The organism is Paractinoplanes lichenicola (assembly GCF_016785085.1).
Taxonomy (GTDB): domain Bacteria; phylum Actinomycetota; class Actinomycetes; order Mycobacteriales; family Micromonosporaceae; genus Actinoplanes; species Actinoplanes lichenicola.
In genome coordinates this window covers 55467-79111 of the sequence record NZ_JAENHO010000011.1, presented here as the reverse complement: position 1 = coordinate 79111, position 23645 = coordinate 55467, and the positions used below count along the sequence as shown (strand labels likewise).

Below are 23645 nucleotides of genomic sequence, written 5' to 3'. Positions count from 1 at the left end.
GAGACGAGGCAAAGGGTTGCCGAAGATTGTTGACCACGAGCGGCGGCGGTCCGAGATCGTCGGTGCTTTCCTGACCGTCGTGGCGCGCGAGGGTCTCGCGGGCGCGGGCAGCCGGGCCATCGCGGCCGAGCTCGGCGTGGGCGCGGGGGCGCTCTGGCACTACTTCGACAGTCTCGACTCGGTCGTCTCGGCGGCCTGCCAGCGCGTCCTCGAACAGGTCGACGTGCGCATCGCGGCCGCCGCCCAGGGCCGGCGCGGCCTGGCCGCCATCGACGCCACGCTGGGCGAGATCCTGCCGCTCAGCGGCGAGACCCGCGACGAGGCCGAGGTGATGATCGGATTCTGGGGCCGGCTGGCGGTCAGCCGCACCCCCGGCCCGGACGCCACCGAGGCGCTGGCCCGCTGGGGCGACCTGGTGCGCCGCCACTTGACCGAGGCCGTCGAGGACGGCGAGCTGCGCCCCGACGTGCCCGTCGCCAGCCTGGCCGACGTGCTGCTCTCGGTGGCGATCGGCCAGCAGGTGCACGCCGTGCTGGCCGCGCCCGCGGCCGGCCGCGACTGCCAGCTCGCCCTGGTCGACCACTGCCTCACGCCGTGGCGCTCCCTGCAGACGGCAACGGCCTAAGCCAGCACGACCCGGTTGCGGCCGGTCTCCTTGGCCCGGTAGAGCGCGTGGTCGGCGCGGGCCAGCACCTGGTCGAGGCTGTCGCCCGCCGCGAGCGGGGCCACGCCGACGCTGATGGTGACCGGGATCGGGCCGGCCCGGGTCGGCACCGGCGTCTCGGCCACCGCGACCCGCATGCGCTCGGCCAGGTCGGCCGGGGCGGCGTCGTCGGCGGCGTGGTCGGGCAGCACCACCGCGAACTCCTCGCCGCCGTAGCGGCCGAGCACGTCGGACTGCCGGATGCTCGTCCGGATCCGCGTGGCCACCTCGCGGATCACCTCGTCGCCGACCCCATGCCCGTACGTGTCGTTGATGCCCTTGAACTTGTCGATGTCGAGCATCACCGCCGCCAGCGACCGCCCGCCGCGCGCCGCCGCCTCGACCAGCGCCCCCGCGATCGCGTAGAAGTGCCGCCGGTTGTGCTGGCCGGTCAGCTCGTCGGTGGTGGCCAGCTCCTGCACCCGGCTGAACAGGCGCGCGTTGTCGTAGGCGGCCATGCCCTGGAACGCCAGCGCCGCCGCCACCTTGCGGGCCGTGTCGTCGAAACCGGTCCCGCCCAGCAGCGCCACCCCGGCCCGGCCCTCGCGGTGCTGCAGCGGGACGGCCAGCACGACGTCCGTGCAGAGCACGCGGGGGTCGTCGACGAGCATCGGGGCCAGGCCCGGAACCGCGATGTCGGGACGCGTGCCGATCAGATCGCCGGTCGCCGTGCCGGCGACGGCGACGATCCCGGTGTCGTCCGCGCCCAGCAGGCACCCGGCGGTGGCGCCGAGCTGGGTGCTGAGCGTCGCGAAGAGCTGCCGCAACAGCTGGGCCGGGTCGTGGATGCTGCTCAGCTCGGCCAGGCTGGCCCGCAGCGTCTCGGCGAACGCCTGCTGCTGCCGGGCGGTCTGCACGGCCAGGTGCAGCTGGGCCGCGCGGGCGGTCTCGAGCGAGGTGGCCAGGTGGCTGCTCATCGCGATCAGCACCTCGACGTCGTCCTCGGTGAAGATGCCCCGGGCCATCCGGCTGTCCAGATAGAGCACGCCGAGCGTCTTGCCCTTGAACCGCACCGGCACGACCAGGATGCTGCGCAGGCCGTGCACGACCGCGCTCTGCGAGCCCAGCGCCGCGCCCTGTTCGGTGCCGGTCAGCACCAGCGCCTCGCCCTCGGCGGCGACCCGGCGCACGAGCGTGGTGCCGTACGCGGTGGTCTCGGTCAGGTCGGCCCCGTCGGCGCCCCGCCCGGCGTAGGGCACCGGCTCGCCCGCGTCGTCGAGCAGGAAGAACAGGGCCCGCTCGGCGCCGAGGATCCGCAGCATCTCGTCCAGCGTGACCCGGGCCATCTGCCGCGGGTCGAGCACGTTGGCCGCCGCCGCGCCGACCTCCTGCAGGGCCTCGAGCCGGCGGCTGCGACCGCCCTCGGAGCGCCGGCCGACCACCGTACGGCGTCCGGTCGCGCCGCCGTCGTCCGCGCCGAACTCGGCGCGCACCTGCCGCCGGCGCAGCTCCCAGCCGTACTGGGTGGCCAGCGAGAGGGCCCACTTGGCGTTGCGGTCGGACTCGGCGCCCAGGCCGAGCTGCCGGAACGCGCGGGCGCGGAACCGGGCCACCTCGAAGTGCACGAGCGGGGAGTCGAACCGGCGGGCGATCCGCTCGGCCTTGTCGGTCCAGTCGATCGCCTTGCCGGCGTCGCCGCCCAGCTGAGCCAGGGCGGCCTCGCCGATCAGATAGGCGCAGTCCATCAGCGGAGAGCTGCGCCGCACCTTTCGCAGGTCCGCCACCGCGGCCCGGGCCCGGGCCAGCGCGGCCGGCCGCTGCTCGTCGGCGGCCAGGCGCAACTGGGCCATCCGGCCGTGCGACTGGAACGCGTAGAACCACTTGTGCTGCTGCATCAGGTCGCGGGTGCGCAGGCCGAGGCCGTGGAACTCCGCGACGATGGCGTCGAAGCGCTCGCCGAACTCGCCCTCCTCGACGGCGGCGCAGGCGGCCGAGACCGCGATGTTGACGCGCTGCGCGACCGTGGCGGTCGCCGGTGGACAGGCCGCACGCATGTCGGCCAGCACCTTGGCGGCGTCGCCGGGCCGGCCCTGGATCGCCGGGATCAGGACGCCGAGCATGCTGAACGAGGTGCCCAGCGCGTCGGCCGGGTTGGCCAGGACGGCCAGCCCGCGTTCGTACTCGGTGCGGGCGTCGTGCAGGTAGCCGCGCAGCACCCGGCGCATGCCGATGGCGGAGTGGCCGACGAGCATCTGGGCCGGGCGGTACCAGCGCAGGTTGCGCGTCATCGTCTCGACCCAGGCGGTGCCGTCGTCCTGACCGCTGAACAGCATCGCGCAGCCGCGCATCCACTCGACGTACGCGCCCAGCCCGGGATCGCCCAGCCGGGCGGCCACCCGGGCCGCCCGGTCCAGGCAACGGCCGCCGATCCCGCGCAGCTTGACGACCGTGGTCACGTAGCCGGCCAGCGCGTACACCCGCACGTACTCGGGGCAGGGGCCGAGCCGGTTGACCGCGAACATGGCGCGCATGGCGAGCAGCAGGGCCTCGCGCAGCCGGAGCCCGATCGCCGCGGCGTAACCCCCGGCGTCGAGGACGGCGCCCAGCGCGGCCAGATCCTCCCGGCGCCGGCCCTTCGCGGTTCCCGACCCCCAGCCCGTACGACGGACGAACGCCCCCGCCAGCGCGATGCCCAGCGTGGTCAGCAGCAGGGGCAGGCGGCGGGCGGGCAGCGGCCGGCGCAGCTCGCCGAGCGCCCGCGAGGTGGCGTCCAGTGCCTGCGAGTCCTGCCAGACGGTGTGGTGGGCCTCGATCTCGGTCGTGAGCAGCCGGGCCCGGGCTCGCCGGTCGGGCTCACCGGCCAGCGCCCGCCGGATGGTGGCGAGCGACTCGTCGATGCGGCCCGCCCGCAGATAGGCCACGGCGAGCGGGTGCAGCACCGCGGTGGGCGGCGCCGGATCCCCGTCGACGGCCTCGCGCAGATAGCCGAGCGCCTCCTCCGGGGCCTGATCGTCGAGGGCGGCCACGCCGGCCGCGAACGCGCTGCGGCGGCGCCGCTCGGCCGGGATCTCGTCACCGGCGCGCTGGTGGTGGCGGGCGACGGCGTAGACGTGCCGGGTGTCGCGCAGCGCCTCGGGCCGGCTTTCGAGGGCCTCGGCCACCGCGGCGTGCAGTTGGCGCTGCCGATTCTCGGGCACCGGGGCCAGCAGTTCCTCGCGCAGCAGGGGGTGGATGAAGGCGTACGAGCCGTCGGCCCGGGTCTCCAGCACGCGCCGGTCGAGCGCGGCGGCCACCGCGGCCACCACCTGGTCGCCGGGCAGCCCGGCCGCGGTCAGCGTCTCGTCGCGGAACCGGGCGCCGACCACCGCGGCCAGCACCAGCACCTCGCGGACCTCGCCGGGCAGGTCGGCCAGCCGGCTCGCGAGCAGCTCGCGGACGTCCTCGGCGGCGGGCAGCGCGCGGGCGCCGGCCTCGTCGAACCACCACTCGCCCCACAGCGGGCTGAGCAGGCCGGCGTCGATCAGCCGCCACAGATAGGCCACCACGGCGAACGGGTTGCCGCCGGTGCGGTCGGCGACGTGGGCGGTCAGCTCGGCCGGGACCCGCGCCCCGGGCAGCCGGGAGGCGATCAGCTCGCCCACGGCGGCCGGCCCGAGCGGCTCGCAGTCCAGCTCGAGGTCGGCCGGCACCGCCGAGCCCGGCTCACCGGCCTGCTCGGTCAGCACCACGAGCAGCGGCAGCCGCGGCAGGTCGGGCACGAGCCGGGTCAGCACCTCCCGGGTGGCCGGGCCGACCCAGTGGGCGTCGTCGATGATCAGCAACAGGCCGCCCGAGCGCCGGGCCAGGTCACCCAGGAAGGCGGCCGCCGCGGCCAGCACGAGCTCGTCGCGGCCCTCGTCGGGGGCCGCCCCGATCATCTCGGCCAGGCGGGGGGAGAGCCGGGCGGCCAGCGCGGGCCCGGCCGCCGCGGCGGCGTCGCGCAGGCGCTGCTCGGTGGCCTCCCGCTCGGGCTCGGGCAGCCACCGTACGGTCTGCAGGTAGCCGTCGATCGCGCCGCGCAAGGAGGCCATCGGCAGCGGCGCCTCGGGGTCGGCCGGGGCGGTCAGCACCGGGCAGCCGGCCGCCCGCTCGGCGACCTCCTCGGCCAGGCGGCTGCGGCCCGATCCGGCCGCGCCGCGGATCACGACCACCCCGCCGTGCCCGTCGCGGGCCCGCTCCCACCGCCGGGCGAGCTGCTCGCGCTGGGCGTCGCGTCCGGCGAGCGGCCAGCGTACGGCGGCGGGTTCTGCCGCGGCCGCGCCGCCCGGGCAGGCCCGCAGGTCGGCCAGCAGCGCCGCCGGGCCGGGATAGCGGTCGTCGGGATCCTTGGCCAGCAGCCGGTGGACCACGGCGGCCAGCGCCGGGTGCACGCCCGGGAGCTCGGGGACGGGGGCCACCAGGTGCTGGCGCAGCAGCTCGCCGACGTCGGCCGCCTCGAACGGCAGCCGCCCGGTCAGGCACTCGAACAGCACCACACCCAGCGAATACAGGTCGGAACGGCCGTCCACCGGCCGCTTGAGCAGGCCTGACTGCTCGGGCGAGGTGTAGAGGAACGTGCCCACGGCCTGGTCGGCGTCCCCGTCGCCGTCGCCCAGCAGCGCCAGCCCGAAGTCGATCAGCTTGGCCGGATGCCCCGGCGAGACCATGACGTTGCCCGGCTTCACGTCGCGGTGCACCAGCCCGACCCGGTGCGCGGCGGCCAGCCCGCGGGTCAGCTGGGCGGCCAGCTCGACCACCCGCTCCTGGGGCAGCGGGCCGCCGCCGAGCAGGTCGGCCAGCGAGCCGCCGGGCAGGTGCTCGAGCACGAGCGCGGGTTCGCCGTCGACCAGCCCGGCCGCGAAGATGCGGGCCACGCCGGGGTCGTCGACGCAGGCGAGCAGGGCCGCCTCGCGCCGGAACGACGCCAGCAGCCCGGAGTCGCCGGCCGCGGAGGGCATGGGGCGTTTGAGCGCGTACAGGCTGCCGTCGTGCTCGACCTGATGCACGGTCGTGAACGCGCCGCGGCCCAGTTCGGCCCGCACGTCGAACCCGGACAGCGTCACAAATCCCTGTTCGGCAGACCTACCCGATTTCTGACCCACTCAGAAGACCTCGTACGCCGCCGATGGGGAGTAGGGAGACAAGCGGCGTCAGCGGGGGGCGGAACATGACATTCGTACGGCGGTTTCGCATCCGGACCCGGTTGGCGGTGTCCTTCGCGGTGGTGCTGGCGCTGCTCGGCGTGGTGGTCGGGATCGGCGTGGTGGCGCTGCACCGGCAGTCCGACTCGGCCCAGCGGCTGCGCGACCTGCAGGTGCTGATGCATCAGGTGGACGAGCAGAAGTTCCGCGACGCCGACATCTCGGGCTGGCAGGTCGCCTACGCCTGGGACGCGTACCGGATCGGCGCGGTCAAGGCGGCCGACCCGAGCAGCGACAACCGGGCCGGCTTCCTGGCCTCGGCCGGTGAGCTCCGCACGCTGCTGTCGGCCACCCGTACGGACCTCATGACCGACGCCGAGCGGACCCTGTTCGCGCAGCTCACCGAGCAGTGGACGAAGTATTTCGAGGCCGACAACCAGGCCGTGGCCGCCTTCGCCGCCAACCGGATCGACGCCGGCAACGCGATCGTCCTCGGCCCCGGCTACGACATCTACTTCAAGGTCGTGCAGCTGACCGACCAGCTCGTGAAGTCGGTGACCGACCGCACCGACCAGACCGCCGAGGACGCCCAGAACTCCGCCTCCGACGCGCGCACCGCCATGATCATCGGGTTCCTGCTGGCCGCCCTGGCCGCCGTGCTCCTGACCGCGATGGTGACCCGCAGCCTGACCGCCCCGATCGGGCGCGTGATGCTGGCGCTGCGCGGCCTGGCCGACGGCGACCTGTCGGTGCGGGTCGGCGACCCGTCCCGCGACGAGGTCGGCGACATGGCCCGGGCCGCGGAGGCGGCGGCCGAGGGCGTACGGGTCACGGTCGTCACGATCAGCGACGACGCCCGCGCGCTGGCCGGGGCCGCCGACACCCTGTACCGGGTGAGCGGGCAGATCGACGGGGCCGTGCTCAACGCGTACGAGCAGGCCGACCGCGTGGCGGGCACCGCCGGGGGAGTCTCCGGCAACGTGCAGACCGTGGCCGCGGGGGCCGAGCAGATGGGCGCCTCGATCTCGGAGATCTCGCGCAACGCCGCGGACGCGGCCGGGGTCGCCGCCGGCGCGGTCACCGCGGCCCGCGACACCAGCGCCACGATCAACCGGCTCGGCGACTCGTCGGCCGAGATCGGCAGCGTGATCGGCACGATCCAGGCCATCGCCGCCCAGACCAACCTGCTCGCCCTGAACGCCACCATCGAGGCGGCCCGCGCGGGCGAGCTGGGCAAGGGCTTCGCGGTGGTGGCGAGTGAGGTGAAGGACCTGGCCCAGGAGACGGCCCGGGCCACCGAGGAGATCTCCCAGCGGATCATCGCGATCCAGAGCGACACCGGCGAGGCGGTCGCCGCGATCGACGGGATCAGCCAGATCATCCAGCAGATCAGCGACTACCAGACCACGATCGCCTCGGCCGTGGAGGAACAGAGCGCCACCACGACCGAGATGAACCGCGGCGTCAGCGAGGCCGCGGACGGGGCCAACGACATCGCCCGCGGCATCTCGGCGGTCGCCCAGAGCACCGCCACCAGCCGGGAGTCGGTCGCCGAGGCGACGCGAGCGGCCGGCGAGGTGAACGCCCTCGCCGACCGCCTGCGCGCCGCGGTGAACCGATTCACGGTCTGACGTAGTGAGTACTCACTTACCTGCTGGGCCCGGCCGGTTTGTGAGTGCTTACTTACCTGTTGGGGCCTGGCCGGTTTGTGAGTACTCACTTACGTGCTGGGCCCGGCCGGTTTGTGAGTGCTTACTTACCTGTTGGGGCCTGGCCGGTTTGTGAGTACTCACTTACGTGCTGGGCCCGGCCAGTTTGTGAGTACTCACTTACCTGCTGGGCCCGGCCAGTTTGTGAGTACTCACTTACCAATCGCGGCAGGCCGGTTTGTGAGTACTCACTTACCGATCAGCCGAAGATCGACGCGGCCCACTCCGGGTGGTCGATGAACGGATTGCGATTGTGCTGGTAGGTGGCGTAGATCGTCTGGTTGCGGGCCCGTTCGGCAGCGTCCGGCGGGTCGGCCGCGTTCCACGCCAGCAGGGCGGACACACGGCCCATGCGCGGGGCCGTGCCGCTGCTCGTGGCGTCGTCGACCTCGAGGTCGGGGTAGGAGTCGCCGCCCTCGTAGCGCACGGCCATGTAGAAGATCATGCGGGCCACGTCGCCCTTGACCGCGGCCCGGGGCTCCCACGAGTTGCTGTCGGTGTAGTTGCCGGGGGCGCCCGAGACCGCGCTGCCGCCGTTGTCGAAGTCCTTGTTGCCGCGGGCGCCGTTGACCGCCACGTCCTCGGGCCGCAGGTGGTGCAGGTCGGTGCCGGGCCCGGCGCTGGTGCCGAAGTCACCGTGCGACTGCGCCCACACGTGCTCGCGGTTCCAGTCGCCCTGGTCGCCGCCGTTGAGCGACTTCGACCGGCTCAGGCCGGAGTAGAACAGCTTGACGTTGGCCGAGTTGGCCGGGTCCTGGTCGGTCACCTTGAGGGCGTTCCAGACCCCGTCGTACGACAGCTTCGTCACGCCGCTGGAGATGATCCCGTGCAGGGCGGTCTTCAGGCTCTCGCCGCTCTTGCCGGCCGCCGCCGCGTAGTAGGCGTCGGTGCCACCGGTGGGCGGCGGAGTGGTCGGCGGGGTGGTCGTTCCCCCCGCGGTCATGGCCGTCGGCGACTTCAGGCCCGGGTGCGAGAAGTACGCGGTCAGGCTGCCGGTCACCGTGATCGTCGTGCCGACCCGGCCGGGGTTGCTGAGCAGGCCGAACGACGACCGGTAGGAGCTGGTGATCTGCACGTACAGCATGCGCGCGGTCGAGGTCTCGCTTCGGCTGTCGGCCAGGGCCAGCGCCGTGTCGCCGGTGAAGCCGCTGGTCCGTACGGTGTTGGTGGCGGTCGGCTCGCCGACCACGTAGCCGGTCACCGTGCCGGTGCCGCTCTGGCTGCTGATCGCCTGCGCGACCGTCAGCGTGGCGGCGGCGCCCGCGGGCACCGTCAGGAATACGGCGGCGATCATCGGCGCCGCGAACAGAGCAATGCGCCGGTAGCGCTCAGGCTCGGACATAGTCGAGAGCCTATGTGTCCTGAGGTGTCCGGCAGGCCATATCGGATTTGTCATACGCCTAACGAGCGAAGGCCTGTTTCATAACTGAGGCGGGGCTGCGGCAGAGCCCAGATCCCGCCTGGCGGCGTCCCGCGGAAGCCAGGTTCCAACACCGGGAGCCAGGCTTCCGCGGGCCACCACCAGACGAAATCTGGACCCGGCCTCGCTCCCACCCCAGTTATGAAACAGGCCTACGGCGCGGCGTTCAACAAATCCAGCGCGCTGTGCTGGCAGCTGTGGTTGGTGCTGCGCCACGGCCCGGCCCAGTGCGACCCGTACGCGTCGATGCTGTTGCGGTCGTTGGCGTAGGCGCTGTCGGCGTTGCGCTGCAGGTAGGCGTTGTACGCGCCCCCGGTCGCGGCGTTGAGCGCACCCAGACCCCGTACGGCGGCGCCCTTGAACGACACCCCGTCGCCCGCGCACGTGTCGGGCTCGTTGGGCTCGCGCATGATCCCGCCCGGCGACAGATAACCGCTGGCCGTGAGCGCGTCGCCGATCCGCCGGGCGGTGGCCAGGGCGTCCGCGTCCCCGGTCAGCTTGTTCAGCTGGACCAGCGCGTTGATCAGCACCCCCTGGTTGTACGTCCAGGTCACGTCCCCGTTGTTGCGGCACGTGGTCATGTTGATGCCGTCGTTGACCAGGTTCTCGCTGTTGAGCATGCCGGTCGTCTTGAACCAGGCCCAGCCGGCCTGCGCGCGCTGCCGATAGACGGTGTCGCCGCCGATCCGCTGGCTCAGAGCGGCGTTGAGCTGAATGTAGAGGCTGTTCTGAATGGCGTTCTTGCTGGCCCGATCGGTCTTCCAATAGATGCCGCCGCCGCAGCGCGTGTCCCAATAGCTGTGCATCCAGTCGGCGTCGGCGCGGGCGGTGTTCAAATAGCGGCTGTCGCCCGTCACGTCGTACGCGTTCACCCAGGCCAGGCCCCACCAGCCGGTGTCGTCGAGGAACTCGTTGCGGAACTGGCCCTGCCGCGCGTTCACATTCTTGTCATACGTGGATGCGATCGCGTATTGATAGCTGCGCATCCCGCTGCGCTTGATGTTGTCGACGATCGCGGTCAAGGCATTGGCGCCGGTCCACCAGCCGTTGGTGTCGAAGAGCCCGGTTCCGCGGTCGAACCGCATCATCAACGCGGTGGCGGCCGCCGTACGCCGGTCCCACGCGTTCCAGTTGCTGCGCGCCCACGCGGTGCACACGATCTCGGGCCGGTCCCCGGCTTTGCCGCAGGCCCGCAGCACCCCGACGCCGTTGCTTCCCCAGTCGTCGACGTTGAATTGCCCCGTACGCCATCCGGCCGACCCGGCGGGAGTCCTGGTGGCCCCGAGCCGGCTGTTGTCACCCCAGCCGCGCCCGCCGTCGAACGAGCGGTCCAGCCACACCTCGTCGCCGGCCTGCCCGTTCTCGACGGAACCCCAGGCCATCGCGTCGGTGTCGTTGACGTGCAGCTTGAACGACCGCCCGTAGAGCGTCGTGCTGACCGGGACCCGGTCCGCTGGGGCCAGCCCCGCGTCCCGGCCGTCGCAATAGCGATTGCAGATCGTGGCGGCCTGGGCCGCGCTCGCCGTCTGCACCTGCACAAGTGCCGTCGAGGCCAGAACCACCACGACTGCCAGCCGCCGGATCGTCATAGTGTTAACAAACCCGACTGATTTACGTACGTCAATATGTGACGAAAAAGCGTGCCCCTTCGGGCAACCCTCACGCGGCCAGGGCCAGCCGTGCGCCGGCGGCGGTCAGAAACAGCTCGGCGTGCACGACGTCGAACGAATACTCCGTGCGCGCGCCGTCGGTGAACCACCAGCACTGGATCCGGCCCGCCTCGCCGCAGTAGGTGCGGGGCCACGACAGCGAGCCGGCCACGCTGTTGAGGTTCTTCATCCCGGTCAGCGCGGCGAGCCGCTCGCCGCTGAACGGCGTCCCCGGCTGGGCGGCCAGAACCGCGAAGATGGCGCGGGCTCTCGGGGTGAGCCGGCGGTAGACCACCTCGTTGTACAGCTCCTGGTCCGCCGGCTGCCAGGCCGTGAACTCCGGCCCCGCCTGCTGCGCCGCCACGTAGGCGTGCGCATCCGCCTCGGCCGCTTCCACCGAGAGGGCCCGGACCTGATGCGCGAAGCGCTCGTACCGGCCGTCGCCCGAGAACTCGGTCGTGTCCACCCAGCCGACGAACCCCTCGGCCACGCCGGCGACCAGCAGCTGCGACCGGCCCGCGGCGTCCGCGGTGACCAGGCCGAAGACCGTGTACGGACGGGGCCGGCCCGGCTTGATGCGCTGCGCGGCCAGCTGACGTGAACGAAGAGACATGGCGGAACCATCGGCCGGCGCCGAGGACGGCTGAGGACTTTGGCCGGGGTTCTAAGGTGTCGCCATGGAGCTGGAGTTCTCGGGGGAGATCTACTACTGGCGCGGCCCCGCACCGCATCACTTCGTCGCCGTGCCCGAGCCGGAGTGCGCCGCCATCGAATCGGCCGCGGCCCTGGTCACGTACGGGTGGGGAATGATCCCGGTGACCGTGCACGTGGGCCGGGCCGAGTTCACCACGTCGCTCTGGCCCAAGAACGGCGGCTACATCGTGCCGCTCAAGGCCGCCGTCCGCCGCAGCGAAGGCCTCGACATCGGTGACACCGTCACCATCCGCCTGACCGTCGCTGCTTGATCATGTCGGTCATCGCCTCACCGTAGGGGCCATTCCGGACGGAGTGCGTCCGGAAAAGACAGCTCCCGGAAACCTCGTGCGTGCGTGCGGGCAGTAGGGTCGCCCGCGTGACCGAACGCCGCGAGATCGCCGGGCTGACGTGTGCCGACTGGAACCCCGAGGCGACCGGGCCGGCCGTGCTGGCCCTGCACGGGCTGACCAACACCTCGGAGGTGTGGCGGGCACTCGCGTCCTCGTTGCCGGACACCCGGGTGATCGCCCCCGATCTGCCCGGCCGCGGTGGCTCGATGAGCACCAGAGCAGCCCCCGGCCTGGCCGGGCATGCCGCCGAGGTGGTGCGGGTGGCCGACGAGTGCGGGCTCGACGACGTCATCCTCGTCGGGCACTCGATGGGCGGCTACCTCGCGCCCCTGGTCGCGGCGAAGCTGGCCGACCGCGTACGGGCGTTGGTGCTGCTCGACGGCGGGGTGCTGCCCGAGCCCCGGTGGACCACCCGGCGCCCGATCGTGCGGGCGCTGTGGACCCTGTGGACGCGGCCGCTGACCCGTACGTTCCCCGACGCCTCGACATTCGTCGACCAGGTGGAGGGCCGGGCCGTCGCGCTGCGCCCCGACCTGCGCCCGCGGCTCGAGCAGTGGGCGGCGTACCTGCTCGACGAGGCCGGCCGCCCCCGCGTCGACCTGCCCCGGCTGATCGACGACGCCGTCGACACCCTGGCCGGGGCGCCGACGCTGCCGCAGCTCGCGAGCCTCGACGTGCCCGTCCACGTGATCCTGGCCGAGCACGACGGCGACGACTCGGCCAAGCCCTTCATCAGCGACCGCGGGCTCGAGATCGGAAAGGCCCGGCTGCCCCGGCTGACCGCCGAACGGATCGCGGCCAACCACGTGACGATGCTGTTCCACGAGGCCGCCGGAAAAGCGATCGCGGGACGCGTTCAGGACGCCTAAAGTGGCCGGGCCACTCCAGAAAGGGTCCTCGTCCTCGTGTCCCCACGGCAAGACCGTCGCCTCGTACGCACCGGCGACTCCTGGCTCACGCTGCCCAACCCGTACGACGTGCCGGTCGAGATCTGCGCCGGGCCCGGCGTGCCGATCGAGCCGGCCGCGATCGACGAATTGCTGACCGTCCTGCAGACCGCGCAGACGCTCGAGGCGCTGGCCGCGGCGACCCCGGGGCTGGACGCTGAGCCGCACGTCGACCGGGTGGTGTGCACCCCCGACTTCCACAAGGGAGCGGGCATCCCGATCGGCACGGTGCTGCGGACGACCGGCGCCCTGGTGCCGCAGGCGGTCGGCAACGACATCAACTGCGGGATGCGGGTCGAGGCCACCTCCCTGACGGTGGATCAGGTGCGCCCGCATCTGGACAGCCTCGAGCAGCGGCTGCGCCACCTGTTCTTCGAGGGCGGCCGCCGGATCGGCCTGACCCCGGCCCACCGGGAGGGGTTGCTCCGCTACGGGCTGCCGGGGCTGCTGGCCGAGGGCGTACCGGCGGGTGTGTCGGCTGATGAGCGGCTGCACTCGGCGGGCTACCCGGCCGAGTCCGCAGCCGACTTCGGCGACTGGATCGAGAGCGGCGGCGGGACGAGCTACGACAGCATCATCGGCAGCGTCGGCGGCGGCAACCACTTCGCCGAGTTGCAGTACGTCTCGGCGATTCTCGACGGCCGGGCCGCGTACGAGTGGGGGTTGAGCCCCGGCCGGGTGGTGCTGATGGTGCACAGCGGCTCGCTGTCGCTGGGCCATCAGGCGAACGCCACCGGCCAAGCCCTGGCCCGGGCCGCGTGGCCCCGTTCCGTGCCGATGCCGGCGAACCGGATCCTGCCGATGCTGCTCGGCCCGCAGTCCGACCGCTATCTGACCACCTTCAACAACGCGGCCAACTTCGCCGTGGGCAACCGGTTCTTCCTGGCCTCGATGCTGCGTACGGGTCTGGCCGCGGTCGCCGGTGAGCTCGACGCCCAACTGATCTACGACGCCCCGCACAACCTGATGTGGCCGGGCGCGGACGGGACGGTCGTGCACCGCAAGGGCGCCACCCCGGCCGGCGGTGAGACCCCGGACCTGCTCGGCGAGCCGGTCATCGTGCCCGGCTCGATGGGCGCGCCGAGCTATCTGCTGCGCGGGCTCGGCAACACCCGTTCCCTGCAGAGCGCCTGCCACGGGGCCGGGCGCAGCATCCCCCGGGGCGCGGCCTCCCGGGGCAGTGATGCCGAGCTCGACGCCTTCCTGCGCGAGTTCCGCGTGGTCACGCCGTTGAACCACCGCGACCCGGCGGTGACCGGGCGGCGCGACATCCTCGAGGCCTGGCGGCGCGACCTCAAGCAGGAGGCGCCCTGGGCGTACAAGGAGGTCGGGCCGGTCGTCGACACCCTCCGCACGGCCGGGGTGGCCGAGCCGGTGGTGGAACTTCAGCCACTCCTCACCGTCAAGGGCTGAACCGCGAGCGTCGCCAAGGCGGCCGCGGTGAGCACGGCGCAGAGCAGGAACACGCCACCGTAGCCGTGGCTGGTCGACGAGCCGAGGCTGATGATCGGGCCCGAGACGATGGCGCCGACGCGGCGGGTGTTGACGTAGAGGCCGGAGGCGAGGCCCGGGGGTGGGATCAGCTCCTGGAAGAGGGTCAGGCCGATGCCGGCGACGGCGGCGAAGAACCAGGCGTTGAGCAGCTGCAGGCCGATCAGCATCGCCGGGCCGGTCGCGTACGCCATGGCGGTGTAATACGCGATGCCCGCGAGGCAGCCGGAGGCGATGAGCCACGACGAGGAGAAGCGGCGGCTCAACCGGCCGATGGCCAGCAGGGCGGGGATCTCCAGCGCCGCGGCGACGCCGAGGGTGATTCCGGCCCAGGTCACGCCGAGGTGCATCCGGTCGGTGACGAACAGGGTCATGATCGCCACGACGGCGCTGTTGGTGGCCTGCAGGGCGGTGAAGACGACCAGGATCGTGGCGATGCGGCCGGCTCCCGCCGGGCGCGGGCTCTCGCCGGGCTCGTCGGCCTGGTGGGGGCGGCGGCCTATCGCGGCCGTGGTGAAGGTGGTCAGGACGGCGACCGCGGCCAGGACGGCCAGCACGGCGCGGGCCCCGTACGCGGCGATGACCAGGGTGGCCAGCGGGGGCCCGGCCACCCACGCGAAGGAGACGACGGCCCGGGTCCGCACGACGTCGCCGGGGGCGGCTCCGCTGTGCTTGAGCTGGGCGAACAGCAGCGAGCTGCCGACCCCGGCCGGGCCGCCGAACGCGACGAGGGCGCACACCGCAACCGGCAGCGACGTGGTCAGGGCGAGCGCGCCGGCCAGCGCGAGGGTGAGGACGGCGCAGGCGAGCATGGGGCCGAGGTAGTCGCGCCGGCGGTCGGCGTACGCGGGCAGGGCCAGGGAGGCGAGGAAGCCGCTCGCGTTGTAGATCGCCAGCACCAGGCCGACCTGGGCGGCGCCGGCGTGGAAGACGTCGACCAGGAGGATCGCCAGGGCCGGGTTGAGCAGGGCGAACTGCAAGCCCCAGAGCAGAGCTGCCGAGGGGACTAGCCAGCGCTTCGAGCCGGAGTGATCCATTCGGTGAGCGTAGGAAGGGCGCGGCGGATGAGGGAGTGCCTGCGGTTACCCCTCAGCGGGGTGCTCAGAACTAGGATTGCCCGCATGTGGTGGGAACCGCCGGCCGTGGTCGCATGAGCCCGGGTGGCACCGACGCGAGCCTGCTGGAACTGGTGGTGGGGTTTGTCGTCGCGGTCCTGCTCATCGCGGTGATCACGATGGTTCTGCGCCGCCGGGGCGGCCGGCAGGACCTGCTGGGAACCCAGATGCGGGAGATGGAGGCGCGGGCCGCCGCCGCGGCGTCGCCGAGCGCGGACACCCGCCTGCGGGACGCGGCCACTCAGATCGCCGACGCCCGCCTGCGCGAAACGGCCACTCAGATCGCCGACACCAGCCCGCCCGAAGCCGCCTCCCGGGCGTCCGCCGCTTCCGACGCGCTGCGCTCCGATGCTCCTGGTACGCCGCTCGCCGCGGGGTTCCCGGATGCCGTGGCGGGGGACGGGTCGACTGGGGACGCGACTGAGCCGCCGGACGGCCTCTCCCTCGGTCATGACGCGATGGCCGATGCGTACGCCTGGCTCCGGATCGCGGCCCTCGTGGAAGCCGGGCAGCGCGAGCAGGCGGTCGAGCTGCTCAGCACCACGATGACCATCTCGGCGGACGAGGCGGAGCTGCTCGTCGACGGCCTGACCGAGGCGGGCGGCGAGCGTCGCCCGGGCTGAGAACGGGGAGGGTGGGCGCGGTGGAGATTGTCGGCTTCGGGCCGGAGACGAGCCGGGGCATCGAGGCGTACGGGAGCCGGGGTCTGACGGCCAAGGCCGTGGTGCGGGCCGATGAGCTGGCGGTCACGGTGCTGCGGGTGGCGGCGGGCGGCGAGATCGGGCGTCATCCGGCCCCGGTCGAGCAGGTGATGCTGGTCACGGCGGGCAGCGGAGAAGTGTGCGGCGGTGACGGCTCTTGGCACCGGGTTGTCACCGGGCAAGCCGTATGGTGGGCCGCAGGAGAGGAACACACTACGCGGGCCGTTGAGGACCTGACTCTTGTGGTGCTGGAGCGGCCGGGGCTTCGAGCACCGGCTTGACCCGGGCGGCGAGTTCGTCGGGGGCGTGGGCGGCGCGGTGTCGCCGGGTGACAGCGGCGCGTCGGGCGGCGGCTTGTCAGTCGCGTGCGGTGTTGTGGGTTGCCGGTGGGCGTCTCGTGGGGCGGGAGCGGGTGGCGGCGTTGGTGAGGGCGCGCAGGATTCCGGTGTGGGCGACCGGGGCCAGGCGGGCCAGCAGGTCGGGGAGTTTGGCGCTGGCGGCGATCAGCAGGCGGGCCTTGCGGCGGGTCACGGCGTCGAGGATCTGGGTGGCGGCCTTCTCGGGCGGGTAGGTGAGCAGGGCCGCGAAGGCGCGCTGGTGGGGTTCCACCTCGGACGGGGGCACGCCGCTGCCGATGTGGGCGCTGGAGGCGATCCGGGTGCGGATGCCGCCGGGGTGGACGGTGGTGACGCCCACGCCGTTGTCGGCCAGTTCGGCGTGCAGCACCTGGCTCAGGCCGCGCAGGGCGAACTTCGAGGCCGCGTAGGCGCTTTGGCCGTACGGGGCGATGAGGCCGAACAGGCTGGACACGTTGACGAGGTGGGCGCCGGGGGCCAGGGCGGGGAGCAGGGCGTGGGTCAGCAGCATGGGGGCGCGGAAGTTGACGTTCATGACGGTCTCGAACTCGTCCGTCGTGACCTGGTCGAAGCGGCCGCCCAGGGCGATGCCGGCGTTGTTGATCAGCAGGCCGATCGTGGGGTGGGCGTCGAGCACCTGGGTCGCCACCGAGAGCACCTGCGCGCGGTCGGCGAGGTCGGCTACCAGCGACGTCACGGTGAGGGCCGGGTGGGCGGCGCGGATGCGGGCGACGACAGGGTCCAGGCGGGCGGCGTCGACGTCGATCAGCACCAGGTGGCTGCCGCGCGCGGCCAGGCCGTACGCGAGCTGTTCGCCGATGCCGCTGGCGGCGCCGGTCAGGACGGCGGTGCGACCGGCGAAACGGTAGGGCGGGATCATGCGGTGCGCCCGGCGAAGCGATCGGGCGGGAGCATGCGGTGGCCAGCGGAGCGGTGGGGCGGGATCATCGGGTCTCCTCGAAGGTCATGTCGCGGGTGACGTCGGCCCGGGGCGTGGTGATCACGTCGCGCAGGTAGTTCTGGCGGACGATCCACGGGGCCTTGTCGCCCTGCCGCGGGAACAGGTGGAGCGCCCGTTGCACGTAGCCGGAGGACAGGTCGAGCAGGGGCCGGCCGGTGCCGTCGGGGCTGGTGGGCGTGGCGACGGCGAGGTGGTGCCGGTCCATGTGCCGCAGCAGGCGCATCACGTACCGGTGGGAAAGGTCGGCGCGCAACGTCCACGACGCGTTGACGTAGCCGATGCAGTAGGCGAGGTTCGGCACGCCGCTGAGCATGATCCCGCGGTAGGCCGCCCGCTCGCCGATGGACACGGGTTCGCCGTCGATCGACACCTGGACGCCGCCGATGGGCACCAGCGAGAGCCCGGTCGCCGAGACCACGACGTCCGCTTCGAGAAGACGACCCGAGCGCAGAAGCACACCGGAGGGGACGAATCGCGAGATGTGGTCGGTCACCACGGAGGCCCGCCCGGAACGGATCGCGGCCCACAAGTCGCCGCCGGGGATCACGCACAGGCGCTGGTCCCACGGGTCGTACGCGGGCTTGAAGTGCTCGTCGACGTAGTCCGCGTCGCCCAGGCCGCGCACCGCCATCGTCCGCAGCATCTTCCGTACGCGGTCGGGCCGGCGCCGGGCGAGCTGGTAGAAACCCTGGGTGAGCAGCACGTTCTTGGCCCGCGCGGCGGCGCTCGCGGCCCTCGGCGGCAGGGTGCGGCGCAGCGCGGCGGCCACGACGTCGCGCGGGGGCAGCGAGGTCAGATAGCTGGGGGAGCGCTGCAGCATGGTCACGTGCGCGGCGTCGGGGGCCATGGCCGGCACCAGCGTCACCGCGGTCGCCCCGCTGCCGATGACGACGACCCGCTTGCCCTCGTACGAGAGGTCGGCCGGCCACGACTGCGGGTGGACGAGGCGTCCGGCGAACTCCGCGACCCCCGGGAAGCTGGGCTGGTAGCCACCCTCGTACGAGTAATAGCCCGCACAGGCGTACAGGAAATCGCAGGTCAGGGTTGTGCCGTCGGCCAGCCGCACGGTCCACCGGCCGGAGGCCCAGTCGGCCGCGACGACCCGGGAACCGAAGCGGATGTGCGCGGTGATGCCGCCCTCGTCCGCGGTGTCCTGGATGTACTGACGGATCTTGTCGCCCGAGGCCAGGGATTGCGTGTCGGTCCACGGCCGGAACGGGTAGCTGAGGGTGAACATGTCGGAGTCCGAGCGCACGCCCGGATAGCGGAACAGGTCCCAGGTGCCGCCGATCGCGTCCCGCGCCTCCAGGACGGCGTACGTCTTGGCCGGGAACGCCTCCTGCAGCCGCCACGCCGCGCCGATGCCGCTGAGCCCGGCCCCGATGATCAGAACGTCGTAGTGCCTCGGCCCGCTCACATGGTCTCCCGTCTGAAAGCCGCCAGCCCGCCCGGGACGTCGGCCGCGTGCTGGATGCCCGCCACCCCGCCCCACAGGAAGGTCGTCAGGTAGTCGCCGAGCGCCTCCCGGCTGATCGGCTGCTGCTGCCGCAACCACCAGTCGCCCACCGCCTGCACGTAACCCACTACCCCGTACGCCCAGGGCAACGCGGCCCCCGAGTCGAGTCCCCGCGCGCGCAGCCGGTCGCCGAAGATGCGCGCGAGCCCGCTGGCCACCGTGTCGACGACGTCGGCGACCACGTCGCGGTGCCGGGCGATGTCGGGCTGGTGCACGACGAACTGGTAGAGGTTCGTGTCGGCGGCGATGTGCGTCAGGTACGCGTCGACGGCCGCCCCGATCGCGGCCCGTTCCTCCCGTACGGCGGCCACGGCCGGGACGATCGCGTCGAGCACCAGGGCCCCGGAGCGCTGCCCGACCGCGAGCCACAGCTCCGACTTGTCGGCGAAGTAGCGGTAGAGCACGGGCTTGCTGACCCCCGCGTGGGCGGCGATCGCCTCCATGCCGACCTCGGGCCCGTGCCGCCGGATGGCATCGATCGCGGCGTCCGTGAGCTCAGATCGCCGCTGCTCCCGATGCCCGGCCCAGCGGTCGCGGCGGGCATCGGTATCGACTGGCGTTTTCTCCGACTTCACCGTACCAGAAGTAACTGTTACTGCCGGTAACGTCAAGGGCGAGGGACTGCTGGCTATTCGCTGAGGGCGATCAGGGCCTCGGGCAGGAGATACCGCCAGTTCACGTAGTCGTGGCCGCCGTCGTATTCGGCGTACGTGACCTGGCAGTGGCGTTCGCGCAGGGTGTCGCGCATGCGGCGGACCGTGTCGAGCTGGGACGGGGCCTGGCTGGGGCCGGGCGCCGACTCCATCCGGCCGACGTCGAGGTAGTAGCGGACGTCGGGGTGGGCCAGGCGCTCGGCGTCGCGGATCAGCTTGCCCGGCTCGCCCTCGGCCGGGGCGGGCCACCAGAAGCTGGCCGACTGGGCGATCACGGCGCGGAACAGGTCGGGGCGGCGCAGGCCGAGGTGGGTGGCGACCAGGCCGCCGCGGGACTGGCCGGCGACCAGGTTCTCGCCGTACGGGGAACCGAGGCCGAACGTGGACTCGGCCCACGGCATCAGCTCGTCGATCAGGTCGTCGACGGCCGGGCCGGGGGTGAGATCGCGCAGGCGGTTCTCGTCGCGGCCCCTGACGAACAGCGCGGCCATCGGCTGCAGGCGGCCCTCGGCGATCAGGTTGTCGAGGATCGTCGGGACGCGCAGCAGGGTCTGGGCGTTGTAACCGTCGAACATCACGAGCACCGGCAGGCCGTCGGGCTCCACCCCGTACGGGAAATAGGTTGTCACGGGCACGTCGGGGCGCAGCTGAGCGCTGGTCAAGCGGCCGTCGGGCACCTCGGGGCGCGGCTTGGTCCACGGTGATCGCGGGGCGGCCGGCAGGCGCAGCTCGGAGGCCCAGCAGCCGTAGTCGCTCGGGTCGGCCGGGTCGGCCTCGAAGTGGACAGTGAGCGGATTGTCCCGGTCGAGCTGGGCCGGGCCGGTGTCGTCGGGGGAGCGCGGCAGATCCTTGGTGTCGCCCTGCACGAGGCTGTAGATCGTGCGCAGGGTGGCCGGGAACACCTCGGAGCCGTGCCAGATGTCGGTGCCGGGGATGCGGGTGAGCGGGACGTCGATGCTCCACCAGGCACGGACGCGCTCGGCCTCGCCCCGCCACAGGAACGTGACCAGCGAGTGGCCGTCGTCCCAGGGTTCGATCAGCGGGGTGCCGGCGGCGGTGAGCTCGGCCCACAGGCGGTCCTTGGACGTGGTGGCTTCCAGCAGGCCGGTGAGCCGGGGGCTCCGCATGTCGATCCTGACCACCCCTTCAGCACGTCGCGTCATCACCCCGACACGCAGGGTTTCAGCCGCTCACCGGGCTGTCAAGAGATCCAGATGAATGCCCAGCTCGATCTGCCATTTCGTCTTCATGCGTTCGGATCGCGGATCCGTCAGGTACATCTCGTAGCGGCCGCCGAACCGGTCACCCGCCGGGTTCTCGTCGACGTCCATCGGTAGCCCCTCGGCGCGGATCCAGTTGATCAGGGTGCTGTTGGCCCGGCGGCCGTGACCGACGAAGCGCAGGATCGCGTAGTCGCCGGCGGGCAGCGTGCCCGGCTCGATCCGGCCGTCGCCGTCGATCGGCTTGTCGGTCAGCACGCCGACCTCGAGCTCCATGTCGCTCTCCATCGCCACCACCTGCAAGCGCAGGAACGTGCGCCCGTAGTCGGCGCCGCGCTCGTCGAGCCAGCCGTACAGCTCGGTCATCAGCTTGTCGCGGACCGCGAACATGCCGCGGAACGGGGTGACGATCCGGATGCCGGCCGTGTGGCGCTCGGGTGCCGTCTCGACCACCGGCCCGTCGAGAATCTCCACGCTTCTCACTCTCCGTCTGCGGGCGACAACCGTACGTGTCGCTGTGAATGATTTTTTGGCCGAACGCGCTCTTGACCGGGAACTTTAGTGTTTCGGGCCGGGCGAATCGACCGGTGGGATTCCGGGGCCGCGCGTGTGAGATTGATTCGCGGTGTCTGCGCTCGAACGCGCGACAGGAGCGTTCGAGGAGGACGGGATGGACAGCGCGGATTTCGCCCTGCAGGCGTACGACGAGGGCCGGGCCGACGGCGTCGCCGGTCGCAAGGACCACGGGCGCGGCGACGACCCCGACTACCGGGTCGGTCTGGCCGACGGGCAGCTCGCCGTGTTCGAGGCCGAGCTGATCGCCGCGATCCGCAAGGCCATGGACGGCAAGAACTGACGATGGACGACCTCTTTCTCGCGTACGACACCGGGCGCAAGGACGGCATCGCGGGCCGGCGCGACCCCGTACGGGCGCACGACCCCGTCACCGGCGCCGACTATCGGATGGGCTTCCTGGACGGCCGGATCGAGGTGTTCCACCTATTGGCGGCCGTGCGCCGGATCCAGGACGAGAGCGCCTAACAACGGCGCCGGCTCGATTTGTGACACTCGCTTATCGGAGGCGAAACACGGCGACGACGCGACCGAAACCGGCCCTGGTGACGCTGGCATCGTGTCGATGACTGAGGGTGTGCTGACCGGCTTCACTGTCGCCGTGACCGCCGAGCGGCGGCGCGACGAGATGGCCGCGCTGCTCACCCGGCGCGGCGCCCGGGTCGTCACGGCGTCCGCGATCTCGATCGTCCCGCTGGCCGACGACGACGCCCTGCACGCCGCCACCGCCGCCTGCATCGGGCTCGCCCCCGACCTGGTCGTGGCGACCACGGGCTTCGGCTTCCGCGGCTGGCTGGAGGCCGCCGAGGGCTGGGGGCTGGGCGACCAGCTGCGCGAGGTGCTGGGCCGGGCCCGCATCGTGGCCCGCGGCCCCAAGCCGTGCGGCGCCATCCGGGCCGCCGGCCTCAGCGAGGAGTGGGCGGCGCAGACCGAGTCGACCGACGAGATCCTCGAGCGGCTGCTCGCCGCGGGCGTGGCCGGGCTGCGCATCGTGGTGCAGGAACACGGCGAGCCGCAGACGGCTTTCGTGGCCGCCCTGCGCGGGGCCGGCGCGGCCGTGGTCGAGGTGCCCGTCTATCGCTGGGTGCTGCCGCCGGACCTTTCCCCCGTCCGCCGCCTGGCCGAGCAGATCGTGGCCGGCCAGATCGACGCCGTGACGTTCACCAGCGCGCCCGCGGCCAAGGCGTTCCTGCGCGTGGCGGGGGAGTCGGCCCCGGCCGCGCTCGACCGGCTCGGCTCGGGCGCGACCCTGGCCGCCTGTGTCGGGCCCGTGACCGCCGGCCCGCTCGCCGAGCGCGGCATCCCCGTGGTGATGCCCGCCCGCTACCGGCTCGGCGCGCTGATCAAGACCGTCACCGACGAGCTGCCGCGCCGCTCGGTCAAGCTGCGGGTGGCCGGTTCCACCCTGGAGATGCGCGGTCACGCCGTCCTGATCGACGGCGCGGCGCACACCCTGGCCCCGGCCGCGATGGCGATCCTGACGTCGCTGGCGGCCCGGCCCGGCGTGGTCGTCTCGAAGGACCAGCTGATCGCGGCGCTGCCCCGGGGCAACGACGGGCACGCGGTCGACGTGGCCGTGGCCCGCCTGCGGACGGCCCTGGGCTCCGGCCGCCACATCGAAACCGTGATCAAACGCGGTTACCGCCTGCGCCTGGACGAGCCGGCCGCGTGACACCCACCCTGATCGCCGTCGCCCACGGCACCCGCAGCCCCGCCGGTCAGGCCCAGATCCGCGACCTGGTCGCCCGGGTGGCCGCCCGCCGGCCCGGCCTGGACGTGCGCCTCTGCTACGCCGACGTGCAGGAGCCCCGCATCGCCGAGGTGGCCCCGCTCATCCCGGACGCCGTCGTGGTCCCGCTGCTGCTGTCGGCCGGATATCACGTACGGGTGGACATCGCCGATGCCGTGGCCGGCCTTCCGTCGCGCGTGAGCCGCCCGCTCGGCCCCGACGACGTGCTGCGCGACAGCCTGCTGCGCCACCTGCCACCCGCCGACGCCGTGGTGCTGGCCGCCGCCGGTTCCTCGGACCCCGCCTGGCGGGCCGACGTCGAGATGCTCGCCGCCGACCTCACTTCAAGATCGCCGGGGTGCCACCACCTCCCCCGCCCACCCAAGGGCAGAGAACTCGGCGCGGACGCTACCCGATTCCGGCCGCACGAACCGGAGTCATCCACAGGCCCAGCCGTAGACACCGTCTATGTGGACAACGCACACGTCGGCTACGTCTCCGGCCCCGGCCCCCGCGTCCCCGACGTAGTAGCCGCCCTCCGCGCCCGCGGAGCACGCCGCATCGCGATAGCCGCCTACCTCCTGGCCGACGGCCTCTTCTACCGCACCCTCCACAAGTCCGGCGCCGACCACGTGACCCCGCCGCTCTGCGAGGACCCCGCCGTAACCGATCTTGTCCTGCGACGCTACGACTCGGTTCTCACAACGGCCGCCGCCCGCTTGTAGGGATTTCCGTACGTCGGCGCAACGGCACCGGT

Annotated in this window: 21 protein-coding genes; 11 read left to right on the top strand and 10 right to left on the bottom strand. The window is 72.7% G+C overall.

All coding sequences use genetic code 11. The annotated features are described in order from the left end of the window. The first annotated feature begins 16 nt into the window (after window positions 1-16). Window positions 17-625, top strand: coding sequence for a TetR/AcrR family transcriptional regulator (locus JKJ07_RS34120; protein WP_202996072.1), 609 nt, complete (start codon window positions 17-19; stop codon window positions 623-625). Here JKJ07_RS34120 and JKJ07_RS34115 read toward each other — a convergent pair. Next, complete coding sequence (locus tag JKJ07_RS34115) at window positions 622-5724, bottom strand: diguanylate cyclase (protein WP_307834548.1); 5103 nt, start codon at window positions 5722-5724, stop codon at window positions 622-624. The genes JKJ07_RS34120 and JKJ07_RS34115 overlap by 4 nt on opposite strands. Window positions 5725-5828: 104 nt before the next feature. Here JKJ07_RS34115 and JKJ07_RS34110 point away from each other — a divergent pair, with 104 nt between their 5' ends. After that, complete coding sequence (locus tag JKJ07_RS34110; RefSeq protein ID WP_202996070.1) at window positions 5829-7433, top strand: methyl-accepting chemotaxis protein; 1605 nt, start codon at window positions 5829-5831, stop codon at window positions 7431-7433. A gap of 277 nt (window positions 7434-7710) precedes the next feature. Here the strand turns inward: JKJ07_RS34110 and JKJ07_RS34105 are convergent, their stop codons facing one another. The 3 genes from JKJ07_RS34105 to JKJ07_RS34095 form a co-directional block, all read right to left on the bottom strand. Continuing rightward, window positions 7711-8853, bottom strand: a complete 1143-nt coding sequence (locus JKJ07_RS34105) for an endonuclease (protein WP_202996069.1) — start codon at window positions 8851-8853, stop codon at window positions 7711-7713. Window positions 8854-9083: 230 nt separating this feature from the next. Next, the gene (locus JKJ07_RS34100) at window positions 9084-10520 is read right to left on the bottom strand and encodes a glycoside hydrolase family 76 protein (protein WP_202996068.1); all 1437 of its coding nucleotides are present in this window, start codon (window positions 10518-10520) and stop codon (window positions 9084-9086) included. Window positions 10521-10590: 70 nt separating this feature from the next. Beyond that, window positions 10591-11193 (bottom strand): DUF6416 domain-containing protein, encoded by a 603-nt coding sequence (locus JKJ07_RS34095; protein WP_202996067.1) that lies wholly within the window; start codon window positions 11191-11193, stop codon window positions 10591-10593. Window positions 11194-11257: 64 nt separating this feature from the next. On the opposite strand from JKJ07_RS34095, the gene JKJ07_RS34090 reads away from it, so the two are divergent. The 3 genes from JKJ07_RS34090 (at window position 11258) to JKJ07_RS34080 (ending at window position 13986) form a co-directional block, all read left to right on the top strand. After that, window positions 11258-11545: a DUF1905 domain-containing protein gene (locus tag JKJ07_RS34090; RefSeq protein ID WP_202996066.1), complete on the top strand. Its 288-nt coding sequence runs from the start codon at window positions 11258-11260 to the stop codon at window positions 11543-11545. 107 nt (window positions 11546-11652) lie between these two features. Next, window positions 11653-12495, top strand: a complete 843-nt coding sequence (locus JKJ07_RS34085; protein ID WP_202996065.1) for an alpha/beta fold hydrolase — start codon at window positions 11653-11655, stop codon at window positions 12493-12495. 36 nt (window positions 12496-12531) lie between these two features. Then, window positions 12532-13986: an RtcB family protein gene (locus tag JKJ07_RS34080; protein ID WP_202996064.1), complete on the top strand. Its 1455-nt coding sequence runs from the start codon at window positions 12532-12534 to the stop codon at window positions 13984-13986. On the opposite strand, the gene JKJ07_RS34075 is transcribed toward JKJ07_RS34080, so the two are convergent. After that, window positions 13959-15101: an MFS transporter gene (locus JKJ07_RS34075; RefSeq protein WP_202996063.1), complete on the bottom strand. Its 1143-nt coding sequence runs from the start codon at window positions 15099-15101 to the stop codon at window positions 13959-13961. The two genes, JKJ07_RS34080 and JKJ07_RS34075, sit on opposite strands and share 28 nt — an antisense overlap. A gap of 113 nt (window positions 15102-15214) precedes the next feature. On the opposite strand from JKJ07_RS34075, the gene JKJ07_RS34070 reads away from it, so the two are divergent. Further along, window positions 15215-15802, top strand: a complete 588-nt coding sequence (locus JKJ07_RS34070; protein WP_202996062.1) for a hypothetical protein — start codon at window positions 15215-15217, stop codon at window positions 15800-15802. Between the two features lie 20 nt (window positions 15803-15822). Continuing rightward, entirely contained in the window at window positions 15823-16161 is a 339-nt protein-coding gene (locus tag JKJ07_RS50405; RefSeq protein ID WP_202996061.1) for a cupin domain-containing protein, read from the top strand. Between the two features lie 76 nt (window positions 16162-16237). Here the strand turns inward: JKJ07_RS50405 and JKJ07_RS34060 are convergent, their stop codons facing one another. From JKJ07_RS34060 to JKJ07_RS34040, 5 genes are all read right to left on the bottom strand, one after another. Further along, complete coding sequence (locus JKJ07_RS34060; RefSeq protein WP_202996060.1) at window positions 16238-17116, bottom strand: SDR family NAD(P)-dependent oxidoreductase; 879 nt, start codon at window positions 17114-17116, stop codon at window positions 16238-16240. Between the two features lie 64 nt (window positions 17117-17180). Then, window positions 17181-18614 carry a flavin-containing monooxygenase gene (locus JKJ07_RS34055; protein ID WP_202996059.1) on the bottom strand — a complete coding sequence of 478 codons (1434 nt, stop codon included), beginning with the start codon at window positions 18612-18614 and terminating at the stop codon, window positions 17181-17183. Further along, window positions 18611-19288 (bottom strand): TetR/AcrR family transcriptional regulator, encoded by a 678-nt coding sequence (locus tag JKJ07_RS34050; RefSeq protein WP_202996058.1) that lies wholly within the window; start codon window positions 19286-19288, stop codon window positions 18611-18613. The genes JKJ07_RS34055 and JKJ07_RS34050 overlap by 4 nt, the downstream gene beginning before the upstream one ends. Before the next feature lie 53 nt (window positions 19289-19341). Then, window positions 19342-20493 carry an alpha/beta hydrolase-fold protein gene (locus tag JKJ07_RS34045; RefSeq protein WP_202996057.1) on the bottom strand — a complete coding sequence of 384 codons (1152 nt, stop codon included), beginning with the start codon at window positions 20491-20493 and terminating at the stop codon, window positions 19342-19344. A 63-nt stretch (window positions 20494-20556) separates the two neighbouring features. Next, window positions 20557-21060 carry a GyrI-like domain-containing protein gene (locus JKJ07_RS34040; protein ID WP_202996056.1) on the bottom strand — a complete coding sequence of 168 codons (504 nt, stop codon included), beginning with the start codon at window positions 21058-21060 and terminating at the stop codon, window positions 20557-20559. A 151-nt stretch (window positions 21061-21211) separates the two neighbouring features. On the opposite strand from JKJ07_RS34040, the gene JKJ07_RS34035 reads away from it, so the two are divergent. The 4 genes from JKJ07_RS34035 to JKJ07_RS50400 all read left to right on the top strand — a co-directional run bounded on the left by JKJ07_RS34035 (window position 21212) and on the right by JKJ07_RS50400 (window position 23613). Further along, window positions 21212-21442, top strand: coding sequence for a hypothetical protein (locus tag JKJ07_RS34035; RefSeq protein WP_236030388.1), 231 nt, complete (start codon window positions 21212-21214; stop codon window positions 21440-21442). A 2-nt stretch (window positions 21443-21444) separates the two neighbouring features. Continuing rightward, complete coding sequence (locus tag JKJ07_RS34030; protein ID WP_202996055.1) at window positions 21445-21627, top strand: hypothetical protein; 183 nt, start codon at window positions 21445-21447, stop codon at window positions 21625-21627. A 97-nt stretch (window positions 21628-21724) separates the two neighbouring features. Next, window positions 21725-22831, top strand: a complete 1107-nt coding sequence (locus JKJ07_RS34025; RefSeq protein WP_202996054.1) for a uroporphyrinogen-III synthase — start codon at window positions 21725-21727, stop codon at window positions 22829-22831. Next, the gene (locus JKJ07_RS50400; protein ID WP_307834547.1) at window positions 22828-23613 is read left to right on the top strand and encodes a sirohydrochlorin chelatase; all 786 of its coding nucleotides are present in this window, start codon (window positions 22828-22830) and stop codon (window positions 23611-23613) included. Before JKJ07_RS34025 ends, JKJ07_RS50400 begins: the two co-directional genes overlap by 4 nt. Window positions 23614-23645: the final 32 nt, after the last annotated feature.

Coding starts and splice junctions, on each gene's coding strand:
- JKJ07_RS34025 (WP_202996054.1), top strand. CDS start 21,725: ATGACTGAGGGTGTGCTGACCGGCTTCACTGTCGCCGTGACCGCCGAG.
- JKJ07_RS34100 (WP_202996068.1), bottom strand. CDS start 10,520: ATGACGATCCGGCGGCTGGCAGTCGTGGTGGTTCTGGCCTCGACGGCA.
- JKJ07_RS34070 (WP_202996062.1), top strand. CDS start 15,215: ATGAGCCCGGGTGGCACCGACGCGAGCCTGCTGGAACTGGTGGTGGGG.
- JKJ07_RS34060 (WP_202996060.1), bottom strand. CDS start 17,116: ATGATCCCGCCCTACCGTTTCGCCGGTCGCACCGCCGTCCTGACCGGC.
- JKJ07_RS34075 (WP_202996063.1), bottom strand. CDS start 15,101: ATGGATCACTCCGGCTCGAAGCGCTGGCTAGTCCCCTCGGCAGCTCTG.
- JKJ07_RS34030 (WP_202996055.1), top strand. CDS start 21,445: ATGGACGACCTCTTTCTCGCGTACGACACCGGGCGCAAGGACGGCATC.
- JKJ07_RS34095 (WP_202996067.1), bottom strand. CDS start 11,193: ATGTCTCTTCGTTCACGTCAGCTGGCCGCGCAGCGCATCAAGCCGGGC.
- JKJ07_RS34110 (WP_202996070.1), top strand. CDS start 5,829: ATGACATTCGTACGGCGGTTTCGCATCCGGACCCGGTTGGCGGTGTCC.
- JKJ07_RS34105 (WP_202996069.1), bottom strand. CDS start 8,853: ATGTCCGAGCCTGAGCGCTACCGGCGCATTGCTCTGTTCGCGGCGCCG.
- JKJ07_RS34045 (WP_202996057.1), bottom strand. CDS start 20,493: ATGCGGAGCCCCCGGCTCACCGGCCTGCTGGAAGCCACCACGTCCAAG.
- JKJ07_RS34090 (WP_202996066.1), top strand. CDS start 11,258: ATGGAGCTGGAGTTCTCGGGGGAGATCTACTACTGGCGCGGCCCCGCA.